Raw genomic sequence first — 22,333 nt, 5'->3', positions numbered from 1 at the left:
AATATTGACCCCGCCCAGTGGCTGTGCCATCGAATGGCGAAGGTTAATGGAGGCATCCCATGCGGAAGATGATCTTGGCAGTCGCTTTGGCCCTTGGGGGCGCGGCACCTGCGATGGCGCAGGAGCTCTCGGTTGAACTCAATAAGGTTGAGCCTAGTGAAGAGGCGTGTCGCTTGACATTTGTCACCCGCAACGGGCTTGAGGCGGATCTCGACAAGCTTGTCATCGAGACGGTGTTTTTCGATGAAGAGGGCGTCGTGCTTGGCCTGAAAACCCTCAATCTGGGAAATGTCTCACAGGATCGCCCGCGCGTTAGCGCCTTCCCGCTGAGTGATATCGACTGCGACGCGGCGGCGTCCGTCCTCGTCAATGGCGTGAGCGCGTGCGAGGGCGAGGGAATAGATGCGGCCGCTTGCGGCGACGCCCTTGAAATTACGAACAAATCCGATCTGGAGACTTTGCAATGAACAGTTTTAACGGCGCCGTGGCGCAACTTTCCGAAGCGCTGGCTCTGGGCGGGCCGGTCATTGCGATTCTGCTGGTCATGTCGGTGATCGCGCTCGCCGTGGTGCTGGCCAAGCTGTGGCAATTTGCCTCGATGGGCGTCGGGCGTCATCGCTCGATCCGCCGGGGGCTGGCCGCTTGGGACAATGGCGATGTTGACGGGGCGCATCGCGCTTTTGGCGAGAGCAAAAACCATATTGCGCGGGTGATCGAAAGTGCGCTTGGCAAGGATGAAAGTGTCAAGCCGCGCTATGAGGCGCTGGCCGAAGACAGTCTCGCGCCGCTCGAACACAACATGCGCCTGCTTGACCTGATCTCGCAAATCGCGCCGCTGCTCGGGCTGTTTGGGACAGTTTTGGGCATGATCGAAGCGTTTCGCGCGCTTCAGGCGGCGGGCAGTTCGGTGGACCCGTCGATCCTTGCGGGCGGGATCTGGGTCGCGCTGTTGACCACGGCGGCGGGCCTTGCGGTGGCGATGCCCGTGTCGATGGTGCTGACATGGCTCGAAAGCCGCATCGAGCGCGAGCGTCAACTGGCTGCCTCCGCCCTCGAAGCGGCGTTCCACCCGATCACCGCGGGAGCGCGCTATGATCAAGCGGCGTGAGAAGCGGCGTCGGCGCCTGTCGCTGACCTCGCTGATCGACGTGATCTTCCTGCTGCTGCTGTTCTTCATGCTGTCCTCGACCTTTACGAAATTCGCCGAGGTGGAGCTTGTCTCGGCTGCGCAGGGCAGCGGGACCACGCAACGCGCCGCGCCGCCGCTCTTTATCCGGCTTGATGGTGAGACGGCGCGTATCGGCGCGAATGAGGTGGCGCTGGAGGATGTCGCGAATGAGGCGGCAGCGCGGCGCGGCGAGTCCGAGACGGCGCTGATCAGCCTGACGGAGACGGTGAACAGCCAGTCGCTCGTGACGGTGCTGACCGCGCTGCGCGAGATTGACGGGCTGAATGTGAGGGTGCTGCGATGAGCCGATTGCGCGTCACAAAAAAACGCAGCCGGGGCGAGCCGACGATTGCGCTCATCAACATCGTCTTTCTGATGCTGATCTTTTTCCTGCTTGCTGGGACGCTGGCAAAGCCGGTTGCCGGGGATATTTCCTTGATCGAAACGGCCAACATCGAAGGCTCGCCGCCGCCTGATACGCTTGTCGTCCATCCCGATGGGCGGCTGGTTTATGAGGGTGAGGATGTCTCGCTCGACCGGTTCGTGACCGCGCAGCAGGACAAGGAGAATATCGTCTGGCGGATGCTGCCGGACCGCGATTTGCCTGCGCAGGAGCTGGTGCGGATCTCTGGAGAATTGCAGGCGGCGGGTGCGGAATCCGTGGTTCTGGTGACGGAAAGGAGTGGAGAGTGATGCGCAATACGGTCGTCTTTCTGGTCATCTCGGGGCTGGTTCACCTGATGCTGTTCGGCGCGCTGCGCCCGAGTTGGGAGGCGCCGATCTTGCCGTCCTCCGCGCCGCCGCCATCAGGTGGGGCGCAGTTTGCGGATTACGCCGAGGCGGTGGACGCGGAAGAGCCGCCCGAGGCAGCGGAGCCTGAAGAGCCCGTGGAGCCGGAGGCCGCGCAGGAGCCTGCGCCGGTTGAGCCTCAGGAGGTTCCGCTTGAGGAGCCTGTAGAGGAAGAACCGGTGGAGCCGGAGCCTGTGCCGGAGGAAGAGCCTGAGCCGGTTGAGCCGGAAGCTGAGCCGGAGGTGGTTGAGGAGTCCGATATTCCGGCGATCGTGCCGCGCGCGCGTCCCGAGACGCGCACGCCGCCGCGCCGCCCGGAGCCGCAACCTCAACCGACGCCGCAACCGCAGCGCCAGCCGGACCCCCAGCCGCAGCGCACGCAGCCTGAGCCTCAGCAGCCAAGTGCGGCCGAGCGCCGCGCTGCTGAGCAACGTGCCGCCGAGCAGCGGGCCGCAGAAGAACGTGCCCGCGCACAGGCCGCTGCCGAGGCGCAGGCGCGCGCGCAAGCCGAGGCACAAGCCGCAGCGGCACGGGCGCAAGCTCAGGCTCAGGCCCAAGCGGCGGCACAGCAGGCCGCGGCGAATTACTCAGGAATTGTGCAATCTAAAGTGAGTAGAATTCGAGCGCGGGCTCCGAGTGGCGGTGGTGGTCGTGTCGTCGTGCAGTTCACCATAGGGGCGTCGGGGCAATTGGCGGCGCTTGGGGTTGCCAGCAGTTCGGGCATTCCCGCTGTGGATCAGGTGGCCCTGAATGTGATCCGCCAAGCGGCACCTTTTCCGCCGCCACCGCCGGGCGCGAGAACGACTTACGGTTTCCCGGTCACGGTGAACTAACGAAAATGGCGAGCGCTCGGCTCGCCATTTTTCTGCTGTCTTATTGAACGCGGTTGATCGTCGCAGACTCGTGGATGCCCTTTAGCTCGCCAAACTCGCATAGGTCGCGCCGCGCTGGATCAGCTCCGCGTGGCGGCCTTGTTCCGTGATCCGGCCCGCCTCGACGACTGCGATATTGTCAGCATGTTCAATCGTGCTGAGACGATGCGCGATCACCAGCGTCGTGCGGCCGACCGAGAGCGCGGTGAGGGCGGCTTGCACTTCGCGCTCGGTCTCACGGTCGAGGGCGGAGGTCGCTTCATCGAGCAGCAGGATGGGCGGGTCTTTCAGCAGCACGCGGGCAATCGCCACCCGCTGACGCTGCCCCCCCGAGAGCAAGACACCGCGTTCGCCGACGATGGTGTCGAGCCCGTCCGGCAGGTTCTCGACGAGCGGGCCGAGTTGCGCTTTCTCGACGGCGCGCAGGATCTCGTCCTCGCCCGCATCGAGCCGCCCATAGGCGATGTTTTCGCGCAAGGTGCCGCCGAAGAGGAACACGTCCTGGCTGACGAGGCCAATCTGGCGGCGGAGCGACTCCATAGTCATGTCATGGAGCGGCACGCCGCCGATGGTGATGCGCCCGGCGGTTGGCTCGTAGAAACGCGGGACCAGCGCCATGATTGTGGATTTACCCGCCCCGGAAGGCCCAACCAGCGCCACGGTGCTGCCCGGCTTCACCTCCAGCGTCACATCGTGAAGGACCGGGCGACCCTCGCCATATTCAAACTCGACATTCTCAAAACGGATATGGCCGCGCAGACGGGGCGCGGGTTTGGCGCCGGGCGTTTCCTGAATATCCGGTTCGGTTCCAATGAGTTCGAGATAGTTGCGAAAGCCCGCGATGCCGCGCGGATAGGTCTCGACCACGGCGGCGATTTTCTCCAGCGGGCGGAAGAACACGCCGACGAGCAGCAGGAAGCCGACGAAGCCGCCCGTGGTGAGGCTCCCTTCCAGCACGAAGGCTGCGCCCGCGACCATGACGATCACCTGCACGAGGCGCATCCCCATATAGTGAATCGAGGTCACGCTCGCCATGATGCGGTAGGCGTCGAGTTTCGTCTGGCGGTAGCGATGGTTGTCGCGGGCGAAGAGGGATTTTTCGTGGTCCTCATTGGCGAAGGCCTGCACGACGCGGATGCCGCCGAGCGCCTCTTCGAGCCGGACATTGAACGCACCGACGCGGGCGTAAATCTCGCGCCAGGCGCGGGTCATTTTGCCGCCATAGACCGAGATCAGCCAGACCATCAGCGGCACGATGGTTGCCGTGATGATCGCCAGTTGCGGGTGGATCCACATCATCAGCGCGAAGGCCCCGATGAAGGTCATGATGGCGATAAAGAGGTCTTCCGGCCCGTGATGGGCGACCTCGCCGATTTCTTCCAAGTCGCGGGTGACGCGGGCGACCAGCTTGCCCGTCTCGGCGCGGTCATACCAGCGCCAGCTCAGGCGGGTGAGATGGGCGAACGCGCGGGCGCGCATCTCGGTTTCGATATTGATTCCAAGCTTGTGGCCCCAATAGATAACAATCGCCATCAGCCCGGCATTGATGATGTAAATGATCGTCAGCACGGCGGCGGCGAGCAAGGTCAACGTCCAGTCGCCGCGCGGCAGCAGGTAGTCGATAAAGCCGGTGATGGCGAGCGGGAAGGCGAGTTCGAGCAGGCCGGACGCCACGGCGCAGCCGAAATCGAGCCAGAAAAGCCGCATATGCGGCTGATAATACGAAAAGAATTGACGCAGCATGTTGTCTCCGGTGTCAGGCGGGCAGGGCAACCGGGCTACCATCGGCGCGGGTCAGGATCTCCATCGGCGCGCCATAGATCTGGCTCAGGGTTTGGGTGGTCATGAAATCGCCCGGATCGCCCTGGAATGCAACCCGTCCGCTGTGCATGGCGACGATGTGATCACAAAACCGCGCCGCCATGTTGAGATCATGCAGCACCACGATCACCGAGCGGCTTTTCTCGTGGCAGAAGCTGTGGACGAGGCTGAGGACATCCACCTGATGCGAAATATCGAGGGCGGAGATCGGCTCGTCCAGCAGCAGGCACCCGGCTTCCTGCGCGATCAGCATGGCGAGCCAGACGCGCTGCGCTTCGCCGCCCGAAAGCGTGTCCACCTGACGGCCACGCAGCGGGTCGAGACCGCAGGACGTGATGGCATGGTCGATGGCAGCGCGGTCGTCCGGGCCGGGGCGGCCAAGGGGGCCATGCCACGGATAACGGCCAAGCGCGACGAGTTCTTCGACGAGCATCCCCGCGGCGGCAGGCAGATGTTGCGGCAGATAGGCGAGGCGGCGGGCGAAGTCGCGCGCAGGCCAGTCGCGCAGGTCGCGGCCTTCAAAGTGGATGCGGCCTTCGCTTTGCGTGAGATGCCGCGCGAGATGGTTGAGCAGGGTCGATTTGCCCGAGCCGTTATGGCCGAGCAGGCCAACGACCTGACCCGCCGGAAGCGAGAGGGTCAGATCATGTAGCAGGCGGCGCCCTGGCACGTCGAAGGACAGGGAGGTGATCTCGAAAAGCGGGGTCATTTCGGTCTCCGAAGAAGCAGCCAGATCAGCCAGGGCGTGCCGAGCAGCGAGGCGAAGAGGCCAAGGGGGAGGTCATAGGGGAAGCTCGCCATTCTTGCGCCAAAATCGGCGGCAAGCATGAGAAGCGCGCCGATCAGCACGCTGCCCATGAGATGGGCGCGCGCGTTGGCAAGGCCGAGATGGCGCGCGAGATGCGGGGCCACGAGGCCGACGAAACTGAGCGGGCCGACGAGGATGGTGGCCGCGCCGGTCGCGAGCCCGGCCATGATCACGATGAGCGCCCATGCGGCGGAGAGCGGCACGCCGAGGCTTTTGCTGATCGCGGGGCCGAGCGGCAGGATGGTGAGCCAGCGGGCGAGGATGAGGGCGGCGATTGTGAGTGCAGTGAGCATCGCCAGCAGAAGCGCCGCGCCGGTGGCGGTCAGCGCGGAGGCGGAGCCGCTGAGCCAAGCGAGGATAGCGAAGGATTTCATCGTTCCGGCCGCCATCAGCACGGTGAGAACGGCGGAGGCGAAGGCGGAAATGGCGACCCCGGCGAGGAGGACGCGCTGCGGGCGGACTGTGTCCTGAAAGACGACACCGAGGATGATGAGCATGGCGAGGGTGCCGCCGAGCGCCGCGCCGCCGGTGAGGATCAGCGCGGAGGGGGAGGGGAGCAGGAAGAGGAGCGCCGCATAGCCGATGGCCGCGCCGCCCGAGACTCCGAGGAGTTCGGGCGAGGCGAGCGGGTTGGCGGTCAGGCGCTGGAGCATCGCCCCGGCGAGAGCGAGCAAGCCGCCCGCTGCGGCCGCGCCCGCGAGGCGCGGGAGGCGGTTCGGCAGAAAGAGGCGCAGCGTCTCGCCGTCCAGCACATCCCAGCCACCGGGAACACGGCCAACCATGGCAAGGATGATCGTTGAGACCAAGAGGAAAACGGCGAAGGCCGCGAGCATAGGGGTGGGGCGATCGCGCCGTTTCACGCGCTCTTTCGTGGCGGGCGGCGGCGTGCTGCGCAGGCGCGGGAGCATCCACAGAAGGAGCGGGCCGCCGATGAGGCCGGTGATCGCGCCGGTCGGGAACATCTCGCCGCTCGCGCCGCCAGCGAGCATGACGAGCCCGTCGCAGAGCGAGAGGATCAGCGCGCCGGTGAGCGGGGAGAGCGCCAGGAGTTGCTTTAGGCTTCGCGCGCCGAGAGCGCGGGCAAGGGCCGGTGCGGCGAGGCCGATAAAGGCGACGAGCCCCACAGCGGCGGAGACGCTGGCGGCGAGGATTGCAGCCAGCGCAATGGCGAGAAGGCGGATGCGGCTGCCGTTGAGACCGAGCGACGTCGCGCCGGTTTCGCCGAGGGCGAGAACGGAGAGCGGCCTTGCGAGAAGGGCGCTGGCGAGGGCGCCGCAAGCGAGGATAGCGGTGAGGGCGAGGGCCGGTCCCCAGCCGGTCTGGACCAGCGAGCCGCCATTCCAGATGACGAGCGAGAAGAGATATTGTCCTTGCGACAGGGTCATCGCCGCGCCGACGCTGGAGGCGAAGAGGCCGATGAGCATCCCGGCGATCACCATGGTGACCGGGTAGAATCGTCGGGCGCTGCCGATGGCCATGACGAGCGCGGTGGAGACGCCCGCGCCGAGCATCGCAATGGGCCAGCGGCCCCAGCTTAACCACTCGGGGGCGAGGACGAGAACCGCGACGAGGGCGAGTTGCGCGCCTGAGGAGATGCCGAGGGTGGTCGGGTCGGCAATCGGGTTGCGCAGGACCGCTTGGAGCAGCGCGCCGGAGAGACCGAGCAGCGCGCCCGCGACCAGCGCCATCAACCCGCGCGGCAGGTGGCCGAAGGCGAAGAGCAGGCTGTCGATGGAGAGGGTTTCGGCGCTGAAAGGGAAAGCGGGCCAGCCGCTTGCGAGGAAGGGCCGGGCGGCGTGAGCCCAGAGCGCGGCGCAGAGGAGGAACCAGAGGCCGAAGATCGTGGCGCGGCGGGCGGTCATGCGGCACCTGTGAGCGCGCTAGCCAGAAGCTCGGCGAAACGTAGCGCCGCCGGGATGCCGCCGAACGGGTTTACCGCGCCGAGCGTGCTGGCGCGGCCTTCGGCGACCGGTTCCAGATGGGTCCAAAGCACCGAGGTTTCGAGGGCGCGGGCGGCAATGGGCGGGATGCCGGAGACGAGGACGATCCGCGCCTCCGGGCGCTCGGCCAGCCGCTCCAGCGGCACCGGCGCGGCGAAGGCGAAGCGGCTGAGGTCGGTCCAGGCGTTCTCGAAGCCGAGTTCGGTCAGGATATTGCCGAACATGCTGTCCGCCCCGAAGGCCCGGAAATGGCGCGCATCGCCGATTTCGATCACATAGACCGGGCGGGTTTTGAGCGGATCAAGCCGGGTGGAGAGCTCCGCGAGCGTGGCGCGGGCGCGCGCTTCGGTGCGGGTGGCCGTGCCCGGATTGCCTAGCCGATCCGCCAGCGCATGAAGCGCGGCGACGGCCTTCGGCCACGGCGCTTCGCCCGGCAGGTAAAAGGGCTGCGCCATGACCGGCGCGATGGCGGCGAGGCGGGGCTCGATGCCGGTGTAGTAGTTGGAGGAGAGGATCAGGTCTGGCCGTGTGAGTTGCAACAGCTCGAAATTCGGCGAGCCGCGCAGGCCGAGATCGGTGACGCTCAAAGGGATGTTCGGCGCGACGGCATCCTCGCGGTAGCGGATCAACTCGCAGGCCGCGACGGGCATGTGACCGAGGGCGATGGCGGTTTCCATCATCGCCCAGTCTATCGCCGCGAGCCGCAACGGCTCGGCGCCGCGCCCGATTAAAGGCGCGGCGCAAACAGAAAGGGCGCCGAGCATCGCGGCCCGGCGCCCGATAGGCGCGGTAGTTACCACTTGTAGTTGAGGCGGGCCTGATAGGCGCGGCCATCGCCATAGTAGCAGGAGAAGGCCGTGCAGGTCGCGACATATTCCTCGTCGGCCACGTTGCTGACGTTGAGCGAGAAGCTCGCGTCGTCTGTCAGATCATAGGCAAGCTGCGCATCGACGAGGGTGACATCGTCCATCTTGTAGATATTCGCATCCTCGCCATAACGCTCGCCGATATAGCGCACGCCTGCGCCTAGGGTCAGACCTTCAAGCGTGGTGCCATCGGAGAAGGTGTAGTTCGCCCAAAGGCTCGCATTGTGCTTCGGCGCATTGGCAAGCCAGTTGTCATCATTCGCGCCTTCTTTCTGCTCCGTCTCGTTCCAGGTGTAAGCGCCGCGAATGTTCCAGTTGTCATTGAGGCTGACAGATCCTTCGAGTTCGAAGCCAATCGACTCCGCTTCCCCAATCTGGCGCGTCACTGCGATGGTGTCGCCATTGACCTCCTCCTCAACGGACCGGCTAAGATTGGTTTGCTCGATCTTATAAACTGAGGCGGTGAAGAAGCCGTCGAAATTGGTGGGCTGATACTTGACGCCCGCCTCGATCTGCTTGCCCTCGGTGGGCTCCAGCGCATTGCCATCGCCATCGACGCCAATTTCGGGATCGAAAGAGGTCGCGTAGCTGATATAGGGCGCGATGCCATTGGCGAAGAGATAGGAGACGCCGATGCGGCCCGTGGTGGCTTCATCTTCCTGACCCGCATCCGAGGTGCCGTTATAGTTGCTGTAGGCGGTCCCGGATTGCTCGGCCCAGTCGTGGCGCAGGGCCATGCCGACGGTCCAGTTATCGACTTTCAGCGTGTCTTGCGCGTAAATGCCGATCTGCTCGACGGTGAGATCCTTGGCCCCGATATACCACGGGGCCTGAATGTCCGCGCCCTCATAGACCGGGTTCGACACGCTGATCGTCCCGGCATCGGCGAATTCCGTGCGGTTCTCATCCTCGAAACGGCGAATATCGACGCCGAACATCAGGTCGTGGGTCACAGCGCCGGTGGTCACGGTGCCCGTCACGCGGCTGTCGAGATTATATGTTTCGCTATCCTCAAACTGGTTGATGATGCCGCGGGTGATCGTGTCGCCATCCAGCACTTCATGATCGAGATCGAAGCCGCGATACTCCCAGTCGAAATTCTGGTAGCGGAAGTTGGAATTGAGTTGCCAGCCGCCGGCGAGCTCCTGCTTGAGCTCAAAACCAAGGTTGCGGTTGGTCCGGTCGCTGAAATCATCTGCCGGATCGCCGACATAGAAGCTGCGCAGCGTGCCATCGTCAATCTGGCCGAGGAGATCGTAAGGCACGCCCGCCGGGGTGATCGGCGTGTCGGTTTGGTAGGAGCCGAGGAATTGCAGCTCGGTTGTCGGCGTCACTTGCCAGCGGGTCGCGAGGCCGACATAGCCGCGCTCATTGGTCAGTTCCTCGACGTCTTCCTCGGTGTCGCGGGCAACGGCGGTCAGGCGAGCGGCGAAATTCTCGGAGAGCCCGCGGTTCCAGTCGACGAAACCTTCGGTCGCTTTCGGATCGCCAACGCCGATGCCGACCTCGCCGAAATCGCCATATTGCGCGCGTTTCTGGACCTGATTGAAGATCCCGCCGGGGTTGCCCGCGCCGTAGAGCACGGAGGAGGGGCCTTTCAGCACCTCGACGCGCTCCAGCGAATAAATCTCGAAGGAGGGCGCGCCGAAATCGCGCATGATCCGCAAGCCATTGAGATATTGCGAGTTAGCGCTGTTGAAGCCCCGCAGGGTCGGGCTGTCAAAACGCGGATCGGTGCCGAATGGCTGCGCGGTTACGCCGGAGGTGTAGCCGAGCGTGTCGCCGATGGTGGTCGCGCCCTGGTCCTCGATCTGCGCGCCGGTGATGACGGAGACGGATTGCGGGGTTTCGAGGATCGGGGTGCCGGTCTTGTTCGCCGAGATCGATGCATCGGCGACATAGCCCGCAATCGGTGCGGTCGGGTCGATGGTCGAGTTGATGACCAGCTCGTCGAGCATGAAGAGGTCTGCGGTGTTTTGCGCCTGTGCAAATGTCGCGAGAGTCGAGAGGCTGGCACCCGCCAGCAGGGAGAGTTGGGTCGCGGTTTTCATGGGTCTCACCAAGGAAGTTACCATTCCCGACTATAAAGTTCGGGAATGGGAGTCGAGACCCTTTCCGGGTTTTCCAAAGCCATTTGGGCGCGTGACGTGAAAATGTCACACTCTTTCCGTCGGGAATAAATATGGATTAGTTTCGCGGGGTCATTCGGGCAGTCGGATCGGGGCGCGGTCCTTCCAGACATCTCCGGGGCCGGGGTTCTCGGCGCTGCTTTGCCCGCCAAGCTGGTGCATGACGCCCCAGACCGCATTGAGACCGGTTTGCACAGCGCCCTCAACCCATGCGGGAGTGAAGCTGACGCCGTCGCCCGCGATGTAGAGGCCGCGTTCTTCGGGGGGCAACTCGTCCTGCATGAAATGGCCGTACATGCGCGTATTGTAACGATAATGTCCCGGCAGCGCGCCTTTGAACGCCCCGAGGAAATTGGGATCGTTCTCCCAACTGACGGCAATCGGGTCACCGATGATGTGGCTCGCGATATCGACATTGGGGTAGATCTTTTCAAGCGCCGACAGGGCGAGGGAGACGCGTTTTTCGACCGGTAGAGGCAGCATTTTGAGCGCGTCGGTCATCCACGCGTAGGAGAGGCAGATCACGCCCGGCTTGTCCGGCCCGTTGTCGAAGAGATAGGTGCCGCGGGTCATGCGGTCGGTCAGGGTCATCGACATGGTGTCGCGCCCGGTTTCGGGGTCTTTATCCTTCCAGAAGGGGCGGTCGACCATGACGAAGGTTTTCGACGACTGCATGTAGCGCGTGCGGTCGAGGGCCATCCACATTTTCTGGCTGAAGAGGGCCTCATCCGTGTCGATGGCGGTGGTCAGCAGATGGGTTTGGCAGGTGGAAATGACAGCGGGGAAATCCTCGCGCCGGCCCCATTGATCGGTGATGGTGAGATCGCCTGAGGCTGCGCGCGCGATGGCGGTGACGCCGGGACGGGTCGCGCCGTTGTTGAGGCTGGCGAGGGTCGTGCCGCTCGGCCAATGGGCGCAAGTCTCGGGCGCGTGCCGCCAGAGTTTGTGCAGGACGCTCTCCACGCCATCGACGATGAAATGCTGATTTTCGTCGAATTCGCAAAGGTTTACGCGCAAGATTTCAAGCATGGAGTTGGGGAAGTCCGAGTCCCAGCCTCCGGTGCCGAAACCGACCTGACCGAAGACTTCGCGGTGGCGGAAGGAGAGGTTCTGGAAGGCTTCGGACGAGGTGACGAAATCGTAGAAGGTGCGCTCGTCCCAATCGGCGACGATAGGGTTCCAGATCTCCTTGATCGTGGCCGCATCGCGGTTGCGGATCGCCGTTTTCAGGTCGCTGAACCGCGCGCCGACTTCGAGGGCGGAGTCGTAGGCTTTGGCGACTTCTTTGAAGAGATCCGGCAGATCGTCGAGCGTTTCGGCGTAGAAGGTCTCACCCGCAAGGTCGATCACGGTAGAGCTTGCGGCGGGGGTCAGCGGGTTCGGGAAGGGCTGGCTCTCGCCGTCGACCTTGCTGACATAGTGGTAGAATCCCGCCGAGGAGAGGGGGAAGCGCATCCCGCCAAGCTCGGCGATAATGTCCGTGCCCTCAAAGGCTTGCGAACGGAGGCGGCCACCGAATTGACCGGATTCGAAGACCACCGGATGCAGGCCCAGTTTCATCAATTCATAGGCCGCGATAACGCCCGCCGCGCCCGCGCCGATGACAGCGATTTTCGTGCCATGCTTCTCGGCAGGCACGGACCCGATGCCCGAAGGATGGGTCAGCCAATCGTCATAAGCGAAGGGAAAATCGGGGCCGAACGCGGTCAGTGCGGTCATTCTGTCTCCTCGGTGAGGTTGCGGTAGAGGGTCGGGCGGCGCTGGAGGCGTTGGTTCTGCGCGGCGCGGGTTTTGGTCAGGTAATCGGGGCTGAGCGTGGCGAAAAGCAGCTCGCTGCGGGTGTTCCCGCGCGTGAAATCAACGCCGTCCGGACCGCTAACGCAAGAGAGTCCGCAATAGCTGAACCCGCCTTCCTTGCCGACATAATTGGCATAGGCGATGTAGAGCGTATTTTCGGCAGCGCGGGTCGGCAGCATCTGCGTCGGCACCATTTCGAAAGGCGACATATTGGCGGTCGGCACGAGGATCGCATCCGCGCCTTCGAGCATGAAATGCCGTGCCGTTTCGGGAAACTCGATGTCATAGCAAATCGCGAGGCCGAGCCGCCAGCCTTGGAAGTCGATGAGCGGGGCGAAGGTGTCGCCGGGGGTAAACTGCGCCGCGTCGACATCGCCGAACAGATGGGTTTTGCGGGCGGTGCCGATGCGTTTTCCGTCCGCACCGATGAGCGCGATGCTGTTGTAGATCGCGCCGTCTTTTTCGGGCCAGCCGGTGAGGATCGCGATGCCGCTGCTGCGGGCGATCACGCTGACCTCATGGAGCAGGGTGCCGTCCACGGGCTCGGCGAGATCCGCGGTTTTCTCCGCGCCGATATTGTAGCCGGTGAGGAACATCTCGGGCGTGATGAGCAGTTTCGCGCCATCCTTGGCCGCTTGGCGGGCGGATTGCTCCAGCGTCGCCAGCGCGGCGGCGGGCGAGCTTTGCGGCGTGGTTTGCAAAAGAGCGATGCGAAGCGGCTGCATAGAGGTCCGAAAGTGGTTGTCGATGATTGAGCCTAGGGGCGGCGCTTGGGCGGATCAAGCGGAAGGAATAGCTACGGCAGAAGTGTGCGCGTTCCGCCGTCGAGCAGCGCCACGTTGTGGTCCTTGAGGATGTCTGCGGCGCGGCGGGCGCGCGGCCCTGCGGCGCAGAAGAGGACGAGGCGGCCCCCTTCGGGGGGCGGGGTGCCGTTTTCGAGTTCGGAGAGGGGTGCGTGAACGGCGCCGGCCAGCGAGCCGCTCGCCCATTCGAGCGCCTCGCGCACATCGACCAGCACATCGCCGGGGGCGAGCGTGGCGAGCCTTACAACCGGCGGCGCGCCTTTGGGGAGCGTGATCGCCGCGCGGTCGCCCCGGCAGAGGCAATCCGGGCGCGGCGCGAGGCGCAGGGTGTCGGTAGTCATACGGCGCAGATCGGTCATCCAGAGTTGGCCGGAGAGGGTTTCGAAAGGCGCACCGATGAGGAGCGCAATGGCCTGCATTGCCATCATGCTCCCGGTCATGCCGCAGACCGCCCCGATCACGCCCGCTTCGGCGCAATTCTTCACAGGCATTTGCGGCGGCTCGGGGTGGAGGCAGCGGTAGCAGGGACCGTCTTCGTGGCCGAACACACCGAGTTGGCCGGTGAGGCCAAGCACTGCGCCTTGAACGAGGGGCCGCCCGGACTTCAGCGCTGCGTCATTGGCGAGAAAGCGCGTGGCGAAATTGTCCGTGCCATCGAGGATCACGTCGTAGCGCGCGAAGATCTCTTTGGTGTTGTGATGGGTGATGGCGGGGTAGGTCTCGATGGTGAGGTTTGCGTCGATCTCCAGCAGGCGGCGGCGGGCGGTCTCCGCCTTCGGCTGGTCGCAATCGGCTTCTTTATAGAGGATCTGCCGCTGAAGATTGGAGAGCGAGACCACGTCACTGTCCGCGATGCCGATCCGCCCGATGCCCGCGGCGGCGAGGTAGAGCAGCGCCGGTGCGCCGAGACCGCCCGCGCCGATGACCAGCACGCTGGCACCCGCCAGTTTCGCCTGACCGACTGGGCCGATCTCGGGCAAAACAATCTGGCGATCATGGCGGCTCATCGGAGGGAATGCCCCGGCAACCACGCGCTTTTCCCGCTCAGATAATGCTCGCGTTTCCAGATGGGCGCGCGATGTTTGATCTCTTCGATGGCATAGCGGCAGGCGTCAAAACTCTCGGCCCGGTGCGCGCTGGAGACGGCGATGAGGACCGAAAGCCCGCCGATGGGGAGTTCGCCCATGGCGTGGCCGATATAGATTTTGAGAGGCCCGAATTTCGCGAGCGCTTCCTCGGCGATCTCGGTGAAGGCTTTTTCGGCGAGCGCGGGATGCGCGTCATAGGTGATCCCCTCGACCGCTTCGCCGCCGTGATGGTTGCGGACATGGCCGAGGAAAATATCCGCCGCGCCATGGGCCGGATCGCTCGTGAAGGCCAGCGCTTCGTCGAGGGTTAATGGGGCTTCGCGAATGACGCAGCGACAGTTCATCCGCCGCAGACGGGCGGCAGAAGCGCGAGCTCGCCACCTTCCTCAATCCGTCCGCCCTCGGGGATCACCGTGCCGTTGAGTGCGAAGGCGGCGGACTGCACCAGTGCCTCTTGAGCCGGGCCGTAATGATCGGTGAGACGGGCCCGAAGCGCGTCTGTATTTGCGCCGGATTCGAGTTCTATCGCCCCGCCGGGCAGATCGCGAAAGGCGCCGAAAGGCGCGAGAGTGAGTGTCATCATTTCGAGCCAAACCCCTGTTTTGCAATGCGGGTCAGCGTGACGCCGATAAAGGGCGCGACGATATCCCAACATTCTTTGACCGCTTTCGGGCTGCCGGGGAAGGCGAGGACGAGTGTGCGCCCGACCATCCCCGCCGTCATGCGCGAGAGCCATGCGGTTTCGATATGATGCTGGCTTTCGGTGCGGAGCATCTCGCCAAAGCCATCCAGCATCCGCTCGGCGATTTCAGCGAGGGTTTCCGGGGTGTTGTCCCGCGGGCCGGGGCCGGTGCCGCCGGAGATAATCAGCAGATCCGGTTGGCTCTCGGTGAGCGCGAGGATTGCGGCTTTGAGGCCGTCGCGGCTGTCCGCCACGACCTCGCGCGCAGTGATTGCGCCGCCGGCATCTTCCACGAGATTGGCGAGCAGCGCGCCGGATTCGTCAAGATATTCACCCGCCGCCGCGCGGTCCGAAGCGGTGAGAAGGGCAACGCTGCGGCCCTCCAGCGACCCATCATCAGGGAGTTGCGCCGACAGCCAATCGGGGATGCCCTCGGGATTCACCCATACGCCGCTTTTGCCGCCGGTTTTTACAAGCAAGCGCACGCCGGAAATTTCCAGCGCCGGGTCGATCCCCTTGGTGAGATCCCAGATGGTGAGCAGCGCCGCATTGGTCGCGGCCAGCGCTTCCATCTCGACCCCGGTTTTGGCGACCGCGGCGGCTTGGCCGTAGACCGTGAGCCGCTGCACCTCATCATCAAACACATAGTCGATGCTGGCGGAATCGAGCGGGAGTGGATGGCACATCGGCATGAGATCCGGCGCATTCTTCGCCCCCATGATACCCGCCGCTTCGGCCAGCGTCAGCACGTCGCCCTTCGGCAGTTGGCCCGCGCGCAGGAGTCGCCATGCCTCCGCCCCCATGGTGATCGATCCGCAGGCCACAGCGCGGCGGCGCGTCGGGCGTTTGCGCCCCACATCAATCATCCGCAGGCTGGCCCCTTTGGCGGCCCCGATCTCAAATGCGTCTTTCATTTATCCCCCGAGATAAGCCAGATTCGGCGTCATCCCCGTATCGCCATCATGCAGGAAATGGCTCTCCGTTTTAAGCGCCAGAAGCTTGGTCAGACGCGCCTGAAGCTGCGGGCGCTGCGCGTCGTCTTCGAGAAGGTCGCGGAGCGGGAAGCCGGTTTTGCCGAAGAGGCAAAGATGCAGATCGCCGCGCGCCGAGACGCGCAAACGGTTGCAGCCCTTGCAGAAATCCTTGGAATAGGGCGCGATGATCCCCACCTCGCCCTGGCTCTCGGGATGGCTGAACCGCTCTGCCGGACCGGCGCCTACCGCGCGCGGCACGGGCGACCAGCCGCCCTCCGCCAGAAAGTCCCGCACCACATCGGCGGAGAGGTGACGCTTTGCGAAATAGTCGGCGCTGAGGCCCGTCTCCATCAACTCGATAAAACGCATATCGACCGGCTTGTCTTGGACGAAACCGATCAACTCGCCAATCTCGCGATCATTGATCCCCTTCAAGAGCACGGCGTTCAGCTTGATGCTGTCGAACCCGGCCGCAATGGCCGCCTCGATTCCGCCGATCACATCGCCAAACCGATCCCGGCCCGTGACGGCCCGAAACCCTTCGCGGCTCATCGAGTCGATGGAGATATTGATCGCATTGATCCCGCAATCACGCAGCCGCTGCGCCCGCTCTGGCAGTTTGTAGCCATTGGTGGTGAGCGCCAGCGTCTCCAGCCCGTCGATCCCGGCGATCTCTTCCGCAATCTCGAAGAAATCCCGACGCACGGTCGGCTCGCCGCCGGTCAGGCGGATTTTCCACGTGCCCATGCCGACAAACGCCTTCGCCGTCCGCACCAACTCATCCCGGCTCAAAAACGGCGATTTCCCGGTCGGCTTGTAGCCATCGGGCAGGCAATAGCTGCATTTGAAATTGCAGACATCCGTGACCGACAGGCGCAGATAAGGAAAGCTCCGCCCATGCCGATCCGTGAGAACCGGGGCGTTGGTCGCGTCCTTGGGTGGCCAATAGAGCATTGGATCTCCTTTGCGTTAATATTGGCAGGCATTGGCGGGAGGAGCAAGGAGGGCTTGCTGGTTCTTGCGCAAATCGTGATAGTTGGCTGATGAGCGAAAAGCCTGAAAAATCAAACGACTTTGGCCTGATCCTCGCGGGAGGGGCTGGACGGCGCTTTGGCTGCATTGAGAAAGGGGCTTTGAAGCTTGGCGGGGAGACGCTTTATGCGCGGGCGATTGCCCGGCTTTCGCCGCAATGCGCGGCGGTGGCGATCAGCGCGAATGGCGATCCGGCGCGGCTCGCGGGCTATGGTCTGCCGGTGCTGCCCGATGCCTTGCCCGATTGCGGCCCGCTTGGCGGCGTTCTGTCGGGTCTGGTTTGGGCGCGCGAGGCTGGCGCATCGCATCTTGTCAGCGTCGCCGTGGACACGCCATTTTTCCCGATGGATCTTGTTGAACGCTTGGCGGTCGCGGAATGTGCGCAGGCCGCATCGCCCAGTGGGTTGCATCCGGTTTTCGCCCGCTGGCCGGTCTCGCTCGCGGATAATCTCTTGGATTTTCTGAAAAACGGCGGAAGAAAAGTCACGGCTTTCACGGATAACGTCTCTCCGGAAAGGATTTCTTTTCAGAATCAAATCTACGATCCGTTCCTGAATATCAACAGGCCGGAGGATCTGATCCGGGCAACGGAGCGGCTTGCGCCATGAAGGTTTTCGGGATTACCGGATCGAAGAACAGTGGGAAGACAACGCTTTGCGAGAGATTGATCAAGGAGTTTCACGGGCAGGGCTATCGGGTGTCTGTGGTCAAGACGTCTGAAAAGTCGCTGGTGGATGCGGGCGGATCCGACGCGGGAACGCATCTCGCGGCAGGTGCGATGGAGTTCGTCGAATCCTCGCCGGAAGGGTTCAGCATGACCCACGCGTTGCGCGGCGCGCCGGAGCCGCAGCTTGATTTCTACCTGCCGCGGATGGCGGCGGCGGATCTCGTTCTGGTGGATGGCTATATGAAGCCTTGCCATCCTCGGCTCGAATGCCGGCGCGGCGGGCAGCGCCGGGAGGATCTGTCGCAAAGCTACGCGAAAGTGGTGGCCATCGCGGCGGATTTCCCGATAGAGCACGATTTACCTGTTTTTGATCTCAATGATATCGCAGGGTTGGCGAAGTTTGTGATGAAAGAGGCGCGCAATGTCCGACGACCTTCTCAGCGTTGATGACGTGCTGCTCGCGCTCCGCGAGCGTATGACACCGGTGGCGCGGACCGAAACGATCCCGTTGACGGACGCCGTCGGCTCGGTTCTCGCGCAGGATCTGATTGCCGCCCGCAGCCATCCGCCGGACGACAACTCTGCCATGGATGGCTATGGGTTCCGCGGCGAGGAGACAGCGTTTCGCCTTATAGAAGGACGCTCTGCCGCTGGCGCGCCGTTTGGCGGCAAGGTGGGCGAAGTTGAGGCGATCCGGATCCTTACCGGCGCGGTCATTCCGGACGGTGTGGATCGCGTCGTGCCGCAGGAAGATACACGGGTGGAAAACGGTCGCCTGATGATCCGCAAACCTCTGCTCGAAGGCACGAATATCCGCCGCGCGGGCGAGGATCTGCGAGCGGGTGAAATCGCGCTCCGCAAAGGGCGACGCCTGCGTCCGCAAGATATCGGCGTCGCACTGTCGGTCGGGCTTTCGGAGGCTGTCTGCTATGCGCCGCTTCGTGTCGGCGTGATCTCAACCGGCGACGAGTTGTTGCCGCCGGGTGCGCCAGCGGGGACCGGTCAGATTTACGACAGCAACCGCCCCATGTTGCTTGGCCTTCTGAAACAATGGGGCTTCGACACGGTTGACCTTGGCCATGTCCCGGACAGCCGCGATGCGCTTCGCGACACATTGAACAATGCGGTCGCGCGCTGCGACGCGCTGATCAGCTCCGGCGGCGCGTCGGTTGGCGATGAAGATCACGTCGCACAACTGATTGCCCAAGAAGGGCGTCTCGAAAGCTGGCGCGTCGCGGCCAAGCCCGGCAAGCCGCTGGTGCTCGGCCATTGGCAAGAGGTCCCGATTTTCGGCCTGCCCGGCAATCCGGTGTCGGCGTTCGTGAGCGCCCTTATCTTTGCGCGGCCCTCCTTGACCGTCATGTCTGGCGCCGACTGGCCAAAACCACGCGCTTGGCAGATGCCGTCAGGCTTTGCCAAGGATTTCCGCTCCGGCCGTCGCGAATTTCTGCGCGGGCGGATCGAAGATGGCGAACTCGTTGCCTTTGAGTCGGACGGGTCCGGAATTGTCTCCAGCCTGAGCTGGGCCGAGGGGTTGATCGACGTGCCCGCAGACACCACCTCGATCCGCACCGGTGACTATCTGCGCTTCCTACCATTTTCGAGCTTCGGCCTCGTCTGACCTTGACGCGGCGCGCCGCTTGCGGCTCCTTGGCTGCGTTATGCTGTCATCACCGATCGCCATATTTAGCGCCACTTGCGAAGGGTTCCGTCCATGAACACCTTCAGCGAAGCGCTTGGGATTGCTTGGAGTTTGATCCTAAGCGGCGATGCGGATCTCATTGAGATCATTCTTCTATCTCTCCGCGTCTCCTTGAGCGCAACGGCGCTTGCCGTTCTCATAGGTGTGCCGCTCGGAGCCTGCCTAGCCGCACTTCGCTTTCCGTTTCGACGCACTTTTATTGTGTTGACCAATGCGATGATGGGGCTGCCGCCCGTGGTGGTCGGCCTTGGTCTCTATCTGTTGCTCTCGCGTGTGGGGCCGCTCGGAACGCTGGGCCTTCTCTATACGCCAACGGCGATGATTATCGCGCAAGCGGTTTTGGTGACGCCCATTGTCGCGGCGCTTGCGCGTGAGGCGATAGTGTCTCGCGCCGAGGAATATGAGGAGCTTTTCGCTTCGCTTTGTCTCTCAAAACAGCGGCAAATCCCGACTTTGATCGTCGAGGCGCGGCCAGCGCTTTACACGGCGGCGCTGGCAGGGTTCGGCCGCGCGATTGCCGAGGTGGGTGCGGTGATGATCGTCGGAGGTAATATTGACCACGCGACGCGGGTCATGACGACGACGATTGCTCTTGAAACGTCGAAGGGCAATCTTGCGCTGGCTCTCGCGCTTGGCGGGATTCTTCTGCTGATGGCGCTCTCTGTGAACGCAGTCGCGGCGGCGCTATCGGGAGCGCGTCGGGCATGAGTGGCGCGCTTCTCAGCCTCGAAAATATTCGGCTTGATCGCGATCAGCGTGGTCTGCTGGATATACTTTCGCTGCGTATTTCCGGCGATGGGCCGACCGTCATCATGGGGCCGAACGGCGCCGGGAAAAGTCTGCTTTTGCGGGTGATGCACGGGTTGATTGCGCCGGATCGCGGGCGAATTTTCTCGGGAGGTCAGCCGCTTGATCTGGTCGCACGGAAAAAGCAGGCGATGGTGTTTCAGCGGCCCGTTTTGCTTCGGCGTAGTGTGGGCGGCAATATGCGTTTTGCTTTGCGCGTGGCTGGAGTTTCGAAAGCCGACCAAACTATGCGATGTCGCGATTTGCTGGCTCTTTCGGGGCTGGAAGGCAAGGAAAATCAGGCCGCGCGCAGCCTTTCGGGTGGTGAGCAGCAGCGGCTTGCAATTGCGCGGGCGCTGGCGATGGATCCGGCGGTGTTGTTGCTGGATGAGCCGACGGCCAATCTTGATCCGGCGGCGACGGCGCAGGTTGAGGTGCTGATCCACGAGGTGAGCGCGAAGGGCGTCAAGGTTGTGCTTGTCACGCATGATCCGGGTCAGGCGCGGCGGATTGCGTGTGATGTGGTGTTTTTGCACGCTGGTAAGGTGGTCGAACACAGTCCAGCAGCGACGTTTTTTGATGCCCCTGAGACTGCCGAGGCGCGCGCGTTTCTGTCGGGGGAGTTGGTGGTGTGAAGTGGCTTCTCGCGATAGTTGTTCTTTTCCCGCTGCCCTTGTGCGCGGAGGAGATCACGCTGCTGTCCACCACGACCACGCGCGACTCTGGTTTACTAGATGTGGTTTTGGAGGCCTTTACAGAAGAGACCGGGATCACGGTGAAGCCGGTGATTGCGGGCACGGGGCAGGCGCTCAAACTGGGCGAGCGCGGTGATGGGGATTTGGTTTGGGTCCATTCGCGCGCTGCGGAGGAGGCGTTTGTCGCTGCGGGCTGGGCGACTGGGCGTTATGATGTGATGGAGAATGATTTTGTTATTCTCGGCCCGCCGGAGGATCCTGCGGGGCTGGCGGTCATTCCGGATGCGAGCGCGGCGCTGACGCATCTGGCGGAGACCGAAACGATTTTTGTGTCGCGCGGCGATGAGTCTGGCACCCATGTGACGGAGATGCGTCTTTGGGAGGATGCGGGGATCACGCCGGAAGGCGCGTGGTACCGCGAGACGGGGAGCGGGATGGGGGCGACGCTCAATATCGCGCGGGCCATGGGCGGCTATACGCTGAGCGATTTTGCGAGTTGGGCTGCGTTTGGCGGGCGCGATGAGTTGAAGGTGCTGGTGCAGGGCGATCCGCGCTTGCTCAACAGCTACGGGATCATGCTCGTTAATCCGGCGCGGCACCCGCATGTGAAGGCGGAGGCCGGGCAGCGTTTTATCGACTGGCTGGTTGGGCCGGAGGGGCAGGCGGTGATCGCGGATTTTCGCATCGGCGGCGAGCCCGTGTTTCGGCCTACGGCGCAGGTGCCAGACCCGTCTCAACCAGCCAATTCGTCATCAGATCCGTGACCGCCGCGTTTTGCGACGGGCTGAGGGCATCGCCTGCGAGGACGTGGTGGCTGGGATCATCATCGGGGCCGAGCGCGACCTCTGCGATTTGCGCCGGGCCGCCCCATTCTGAGGCGACGGCGCGGGTTTCCTCGGCGGAGACGACACTGTCGGCTGGATCAAACAGGAAGAGCGCGGGCTGTGCTGCAGCGTTGTAGTCTGAATTGCGTGCCTTTTTCACAAGGGCGGCCATGGGGACGATGGCGCGGCTGGGATAGCTGCTGGTCCATCCCGCTTCATGCGCCGGGTTATGGGGCTCGAAGCTGCGGGTTTCGCCGAGGATGAGCGGCACGATCTGGCTTGCGAAGGGCAGGGTCAGGATGAATTCGCCTTTGGCCATCAGGCGGAAATTCGGCGAGATGAAGATGACACCGGCAATCTCGTCGCGGGTTTCAGGGTCGAGCGCGGCGAGGGCGGCGAGGGTGCCGCCTGTGGAGGTGCCGATGACGACAACCTGCTCGCCGAGCGCGCTGCCGATATCGATCGCTTCGGCGGCATCTTTGATCCAGTCGCTGGCTTTTGCCTCGCCGAGGGCGTCGCCGGTCCGGCCATGACCGGTCAGGCGCGGGATATAGAGATTGGCCCCAAAGCGCGCGGCGAGATCCTGCGGGACGGGCGCGAGTTCGGCGGGCGAGGCGGAGAAGCCGTGCAGATACACAAACGCCAGCGGCGTTTTGCCTTCGGACTGGCGATAGATCGCCGCGTTCAGGCCGGGTCGGATGTCGTCAAACGCGGCCTCTTGCGCGGCGACCACGGCTTCGGGATCGTCAAATTCGGCATGGGCGGGGAAATTCTGCACCGGGTGACGGGGACCGAACAGGAGCAAAATGATGGCGACGACGACCAGCGTCAGGAACACTCGCAAGAACATGGCGCGAAGATGCAGAAGGCGGCTCAAAAAAGCAAAGTCT

General features: G+C 63.7%; 24 protein-coding genes. 11 read left to right on the top strand and 13 right to left on the bottom strand.

The annotated features are described in order from the left end of the window. Positions 1-59: 59 nt before the first annotated feature. Genes ACMA5I_RS07180 through ACMA5I_RS07160 form a run of 5 tightly spaced genes read left to right on the top strand, consistent with a single transcriptional unit; the run spans position 60 to position 2,790 of the window. Entirely contained in the window at positions 60-467 is a 408-nt protein-coding gene (locus ACMA5I_RS07180; RefSeq protein ID WP_525885552.1) for a hypothetical protein, read from the top strand. Next, positions 464-1,108 (top strand): MotA/TolQ/ExbB proton channel family protein, encoded by a 645-nt coding sequence (locus tag ACMA5I_RS07175; RefSeq protein WP_525885551.1) that lies wholly within the window; start codon positions 464-466, stop codon positions 1,106-1,108. Before ACMA5I_RS07180 ends, ACMA5I_RS07175 begins: the two co-directional genes overlap by 4 nt. Continuing rightward, complete coding sequence (locus ACMA5I_RS07170) at positions 1,092-1,472, top strand: biopolymer transporter ExbD (RefSeq protein ID WP_525885550.1); 381 nt, start codon at positions 1,092-1,094, stop codon at positions 1,470-1,472. Before ACMA5I_RS07175 ends, ACMA5I_RS07170 begins: the two co-directional genes overlap by 17 nt. Continuing rightward, entirely contained in the window at positions 1,469-1,861 is a 393-nt protein-coding gene (locus ACMA5I_RS07165; protein WP_525885549.1) for an ExbD/TolR family protein, read from the top strand. The genes ACMA5I_RS07170 and ACMA5I_RS07165 overlap by 4 nt, the downstream gene beginning before the upstream one ends. Further along, positions 1,861-2,790: an energy transducer TonB family protein gene (locus ACMA5I_RS07160; protein ID WP_525885668.1), complete on the top strand. Its 930-nt coding sequence runs from the start codon at positions 1,861-1,863 to the stop codon at positions 2,788-2,790. Before ACMA5I_RS07165 ends, ACMA5I_RS07160 begins: the two co-directional genes overlap by 1 nt. An 81-nt stretch (positions 2,791-2,871) precedes the next feature. On the opposite strand, the gene ACMA5I_RS07155 is transcribed toward ACMA5I_RS07160, so the two are convergent. The 12 genes from ACMA5I_RS07155 to moaA all read right to left on the bottom strand — a co-directional run bounded on the left by ACMA5I_RS07155 (position 2,872) and on the right by moaA (position 16,691). Beyond that, on the bottom strand, positions 2,872-4,572 hold the full coding sequence (locus ACMA5I_RS07155; protein ID WP_525885548.1) for an ABC transporter ATP-binding protein: 1,701 nt from the start codon (positions 4,570-4,572) through the stop codon (positions 2,872-2,874). 13 nt (positions 4,573-4,585) lie between these two features. Continuing rightward, complete coding sequence (locus tag ACMA5I_RS07150) at positions 4,586-5,359, bottom strand: ABC transporter ATP-binding protein (protein WP_525885547.1); 774 nt, start codon at positions 5,357-5,359, stop codon at positions 4,586-4,588. After that, on the bottom strand, positions 5,356-7,320 hold the full coding sequence (gene fhuB, locus ACMA5I_RS07145; protein ID WP_525885546.1) for a Fe(3+)-hydroxamate ABC transporter permease FhuB: 1,965 nt from the start codon (positions 7,318-7,320) through the stop codon (positions 5,356-5,358). The genes ACMA5I_RS07150 and fhuB overlap by 4 nt, the downstream gene beginning before the upstream one ends. After that, positions 7,317-8,198: an iron-siderophore ABC transporter substrate-binding protein gene (locus ACMA5I_RS07140; protein ID WP_525885545.1), complete on the bottom strand. Its 882-nt coding sequence runs from the start codon at positions 8,196-8,198 to the stop codon at positions 7,317-7,319. The genes fhuB and ACMA5I_RS07140 overlap by 4 nt, the downstream gene beginning before the upstream one ends. After that, entirely contained in the window at positions 8,192-10,315 is a 2,124-nt protein-coding gene (locus tag ACMA5I_RS07135; RefSeq protein WP_525885544.1) for a TonB-dependent siderophore receptor, read from the bottom strand. Before ACMA5I_RS07135 ends, ACMA5I_RS07140 begins: the two co-directional genes overlap by 7 nt. A gap of 150 nt (positions 10,316-10,465) precedes the next feature. After that, positions 10,466-12,112, bottom strand: a complete 1,647-nt coding sequence (locus ACMA5I_RS07130) for a flavin monoamine oxidase family protein (protein WP_525885543.1) — start codon at positions 12,110-12,112, stop codon at positions 10,466-10,468. Next, positions 12,109-12,915 carry a carbon-nitrogen hydrolase family protein gene (locus ACMA5I_RS07125; protein ID WP_525885542.1) on the bottom strand — a complete coding sequence of 269 codons (807 nt, stop codon included), beginning with the start codon at positions 12,913-12,915 and terminating at the stop codon, positions 12,109-12,111. The genes ACMA5I_RS07130 and ACMA5I_RS07125 overlap by 4 nt, the downstream gene beginning before the upstream one ends. A gap of 71 nt (positions 12,916-12,986) precedes the next feature. Continuing rightward, the gene (locus ACMA5I_RS07120; protein ID WP_525885541.1) at positions 12,987-14,000 is read right to left on the bottom strand and encodes a ThiF family adenylyltransferase; all 1,014 of its coding nucleotides are present in this window, start codon (positions 13,998-14,000) and stop codon (positions 12,987-12,989) included. Then, positions 13,997-14,425 (bottom strand): molybdenum cofactor biosynthesis protein MoaE, encoded by a 429-nt coding sequence (locus tag ACMA5I_RS07115; protein ID WP_525885540.1) that lies wholly within the window; start codon positions 14,423-14,425, stop codon positions 13,997-13,999. Before ACMA5I_RS07115 ends, ACMA5I_RS07120 begins: the two co-directional genes overlap by 4 nt. Then, on the bottom strand, positions 14,422-14,661 hold the full coding sequence (locus ACMA5I_RS07110) for a MoaD/ThiS family protein (protein ID WP_525885539.1): 240 nt from the start codon (positions 14,659-14,661) through the stop codon (positions 14,422-14,424). Before ACMA5I_RS07110 ends, ACMA5I_RS07115 begins: the two co-directional genes overlap by 4 nt. Continuing rightward, positions 14,661-15,677, bottom strand: a complete 1,017-nt coding sequence (moaCB, locus tag ACMA5I_RS07105; RefSeq protein WP_525885538.1) for a bifunctional molybdenum cofactor biosynthesis protein MoaC/MoaB — start codon at positions 15,675-15,677, stop codon at positions 14,661-14,663. The genes ACMA5I_RS07110 and moaCB overlap by 1 nt, the downstream gene beginning before the upstream one ends. Then, positions 15,678-16,691 (bottom strand): GTP 3',8-cyclase MoaA, encoded by a 1,014-nt coding sequence (moaA, locus tag ACMA5I_RS07100; RefSeq protein WP_525885537.1) that lies wholly within the window; start codon positions 16,689-16,691, stop codon positions 15,678-15,680. It lies immediately after the preceding gene. Positions 16,692-16,780: 89 nt separating this feature from the next. Between moaA and mobA the strand changes: the two genes are divergently transcribed. The 6 genes from mobA (at position 16,781) to ACMA5I_RS07070 (ending at position 21,383) form a co-directional block, all read left to right on the top strand. Next, the gene (gene mobA, locus ACMA5I_RS07095; protein WP_525885536.1) at positions 16,781-17,377 is read left to right on the top strand and encodes a molybdenum cofactor guanylyltransferase MobA; all 597 of its coding nucleotides are present in this window, start codon (positions 16,781-16,783) and stop codon (positions 17,375-17,377) included. Continuing rightward, positions 17,374-17,883 (top strand): molybdopterin-guanine dinucleotide biosynthesis protein B, encoded by a 510-nt coding sequence (gene mobB, locus ACMA5I_RS07090; protein ID WP_525885535.1) that lies wholly within the window; start codon positions 17,374-17,376, stop codon positions 17,881-17,883. The genes mobA and mobB overlap by 4 nt, the downstream gene beginning before the upstream one ends. Beyond that, positions 17,858-19,057, top strand: coding sequence for a molybdopterin molybdotransferase MoeA (locus tag ACMA5I_RS07085; protein WP_525885534.1), 1,200 nt, complete (start codon positions 17,858-17,860; stop codon positions 19,055-19,057). The genes mobB and ACMA5I_RS07085 overlap by 26 nt, the downstream gene beginning before the upstream one ends. A gap of 93 nt (positions 19,058-19,150) precedes the next feature. Beyond that, on the top strand, positions 19,151-19,846 hold the full coding sequence (locus ACMA5I_RS07080) for an ABC transporter permease (protein ID WP_525885533.1): 696 nt from the start codon (positions 19,151-19,153) through the stop codon (positions 19,844-19,846). Further along, complete coding sequence (locus tag ACMA5I_RS07075) at positions 19,843-20,559, top strand: ATP-binding cassette domain-containing protein (protein WP_525885532.1); 717 nt, start codon at positions 19,843-19,845, stop codon at positions 20,557-20,559. The genes ACMA5I_RS07080 and ACMA5I_RS07075 overlap by 4 nt, the downstream gene beginning before the upstream one ends. After that, the gene (locus ACMA5I_RS07070) at positions 20,556-21,383 is read left to right on the top strand and encodes a substrate-binding domain-containing protein (protein ID WP_525885531.1); all 828 of its coding nucleotides are present in this window, start codon (positions 20,556-20,558) and stop codon (positions 21,381-21,383) included. Before ACMA5I_RS07075 ends, ACMA5I_RS07070 begins: the two co-directional genes overlap by 4 nt. On the opposite strand, the gene ACMA5I_RS07065 is transcribed toward ACMA5I_RS07070, so the two are convergent. Further along, positions 21,328-22,293: an alpha/beta hydrolase gene (locus ACMA5I_RS07065; protein WP_525885530.1), complete on the bottom strand. Its 966-nt coding sequence runs from the start codon at positions 22,291-22,293 to the stop codon at positions 21,328-21,330. The two genes, ACMA5I_RS07070 and ACMA5I_RS07065, sit on opposite strands and share 56 nt — an antisense overlap. Positions 22,294-22,333 lie beyond the last annotated feature (40 nt).

This window comes from Jujubicoccus corallicola, from assembly GCF_047345645.1.
Classification (GTDB): domain Bacteria; phylum Pseudomonadota; class Alphaproteobacteria; order Rhodobacterales; family Rhodobacteraceae; genus JBLEFH01.
Note: the sequence above shows the minus strand (reverse complement) of the source record. Positions and strands in the feature narration are given on the sequence as shown.

Bases quoted from the DNA above. Each gene is read 5' to 3' on its own strand.
- ACMA5I_RS07180 (WP_525885552.1), top strand. From the start codon at position 60: ATGCGGAAGATGATCTTGGCAGTCGCTTTGGCCCTTGGGGGCGCGGCA.
- ACMA5I_RS07175 (WP_525885551.1), top strand. From the start codon at position 464: ATGAACAGTTTTAACGGCGCCGTGGCGCAACTTTCCGAAGCGCTGGCT.
- ACMA5I_RS07170 (WP_525885550.1), top strand. From the start codon at position 1,092: ATGATCAAGCGGCGTGAGAAGCGGCGTCGGCGCCTGTCGCTGACCTCG.
- ACMA5I_RS07165 (WP_525885549.1), top strand. From the start codon at position 1,469: ATGAGCCGATTGCGCGTCACAAAAAAACGCAGCCGGGGCGAGCCGACG.
- ACMA5I_RS07160 (WP_525885668.1), top strand. From the start codon at position 1,861: ATGCGCAATACGGTCGTCTTTCTGGTCATCTCGGGGCTGGTTCACCTG.
- ACMA5I_RS07155 (WP_525885548.1), bottom strand. From the start codon at position 4,572: ATGCTGCGTCAATTCTTTTCGTATTATCAGCCGCATATGCGGCTTTTC.
- ACMA5I_RS07150 (WP_525885547.1), bottom strand. From the start codon at position 5,359: ATGACCCCGCTTTTCGAGATCACCTCCCTGTCCTTCGACGTGCCAGGG.
- fhuB (WP_525885546.1), bottom strand. From the start codon at position 7,320: ATGACCGCCCGCCGCGCCACGATCTTCGGCCTCTGGTTCCTCCTCTGC.
- ACMA5I_RS07135 (WP_525885544.1), bottom strand. From the start codon at position 10,315: ATGAAAACCGCGACCCAACTCTCCCTGCTGGCGGGTGCCAGCCTCTCG.
- ACMA5I_RS07130 (WP_525885543.1), bottom strand. From the start codon at position 12,112: ATGACCGCACTGACCGCGTTCGGCCCCGATTTTCCCTTCGCTTATGAC.
- ACMA5I_RS07125 (WP_525885542.1), bottom strand. From the start codon at position 12,915: ATGCAGCCGCTTCGCATCGCTCTTTTGCAAACCACGCCGCAAAGCTCG.
- ACMA5I_RS07120 (WP_525885541.1), bottom strand. From the start codon at position 14,000: ATGAGCCGCCATGATCGCCAGATTGTTTTGCCCGAGATCGGCCCAGTC.
- ACMA5I_RS07115 (WP_525885540.1), bottom strand. From the start codon at position 14,425: ATGAACTGTCGCTGCGTCATTCGCGAAGCCCCATTAACCCTCGACGAA.
- ACMA5I_RS07110 (WP_525885539.1), bottom strand. From the start codon at position 14,661: ATGACACTCACTCTCGCGCCTTTCGGCGCCTTTCGCGATCTGCCCGGC.
- moaCB (WP_525885538.1), bottom strand. From the start codon at position 15,677: ATGAAAGACGCATTTGAGATCGGGGCCGCCAAAGGGGCCAGCCTGCGG.
- moaA (WP_525885537.1), bottom strand. From the start codon at position 16,691: ATGCTCTATTGGCCACCCAAGGACGCGACCAACGCCCCGGTTCTCACG.
- mobA (WP_525885536.1), top strand. From the start codon at position 16,781: ATGAGCGAAAAGCCTGAAAAATCAAACGACTTTGGCCTGATCCTCGCG.
- mobB (WP_525885535.1), top strand. From the start codon at position 17,374: ATGAAGGTTTTCGGGATTACCGGATCGAAGAACAGTGGGAAGACAACG.
- ACMA5I_RS07085 (WP_525885534.1), top strand. From the start codon at position 17,858: ATGTCCGACGACCTTCTCAGCGTTGATGACGTGCTGCTCGCGCTCCGC.
- ACMA5I_RS07080 (WP_525885533.1), top strand. From the start codon at position 19,151: ATGAACACCTTCAGCGAAGCGCTTGGGATTGCTTGGAGTTTGATCCTA.
- ACMA5I_RS07075 (WP_525885532.1), top strand. From the start codon at position 19,843: ATGAGTGGCGCGCTTCTCAGCCTCGAAAATATTCGGCTTGATCGCGAT.
- ACMA5I_RS07065 (WP_525885530.1), bottom strand. From the start codon at position 22,293: ATGTTCTTGCGAGTGTTCCTGACGCTGGTCGTCGTCGCCATCATTTTG.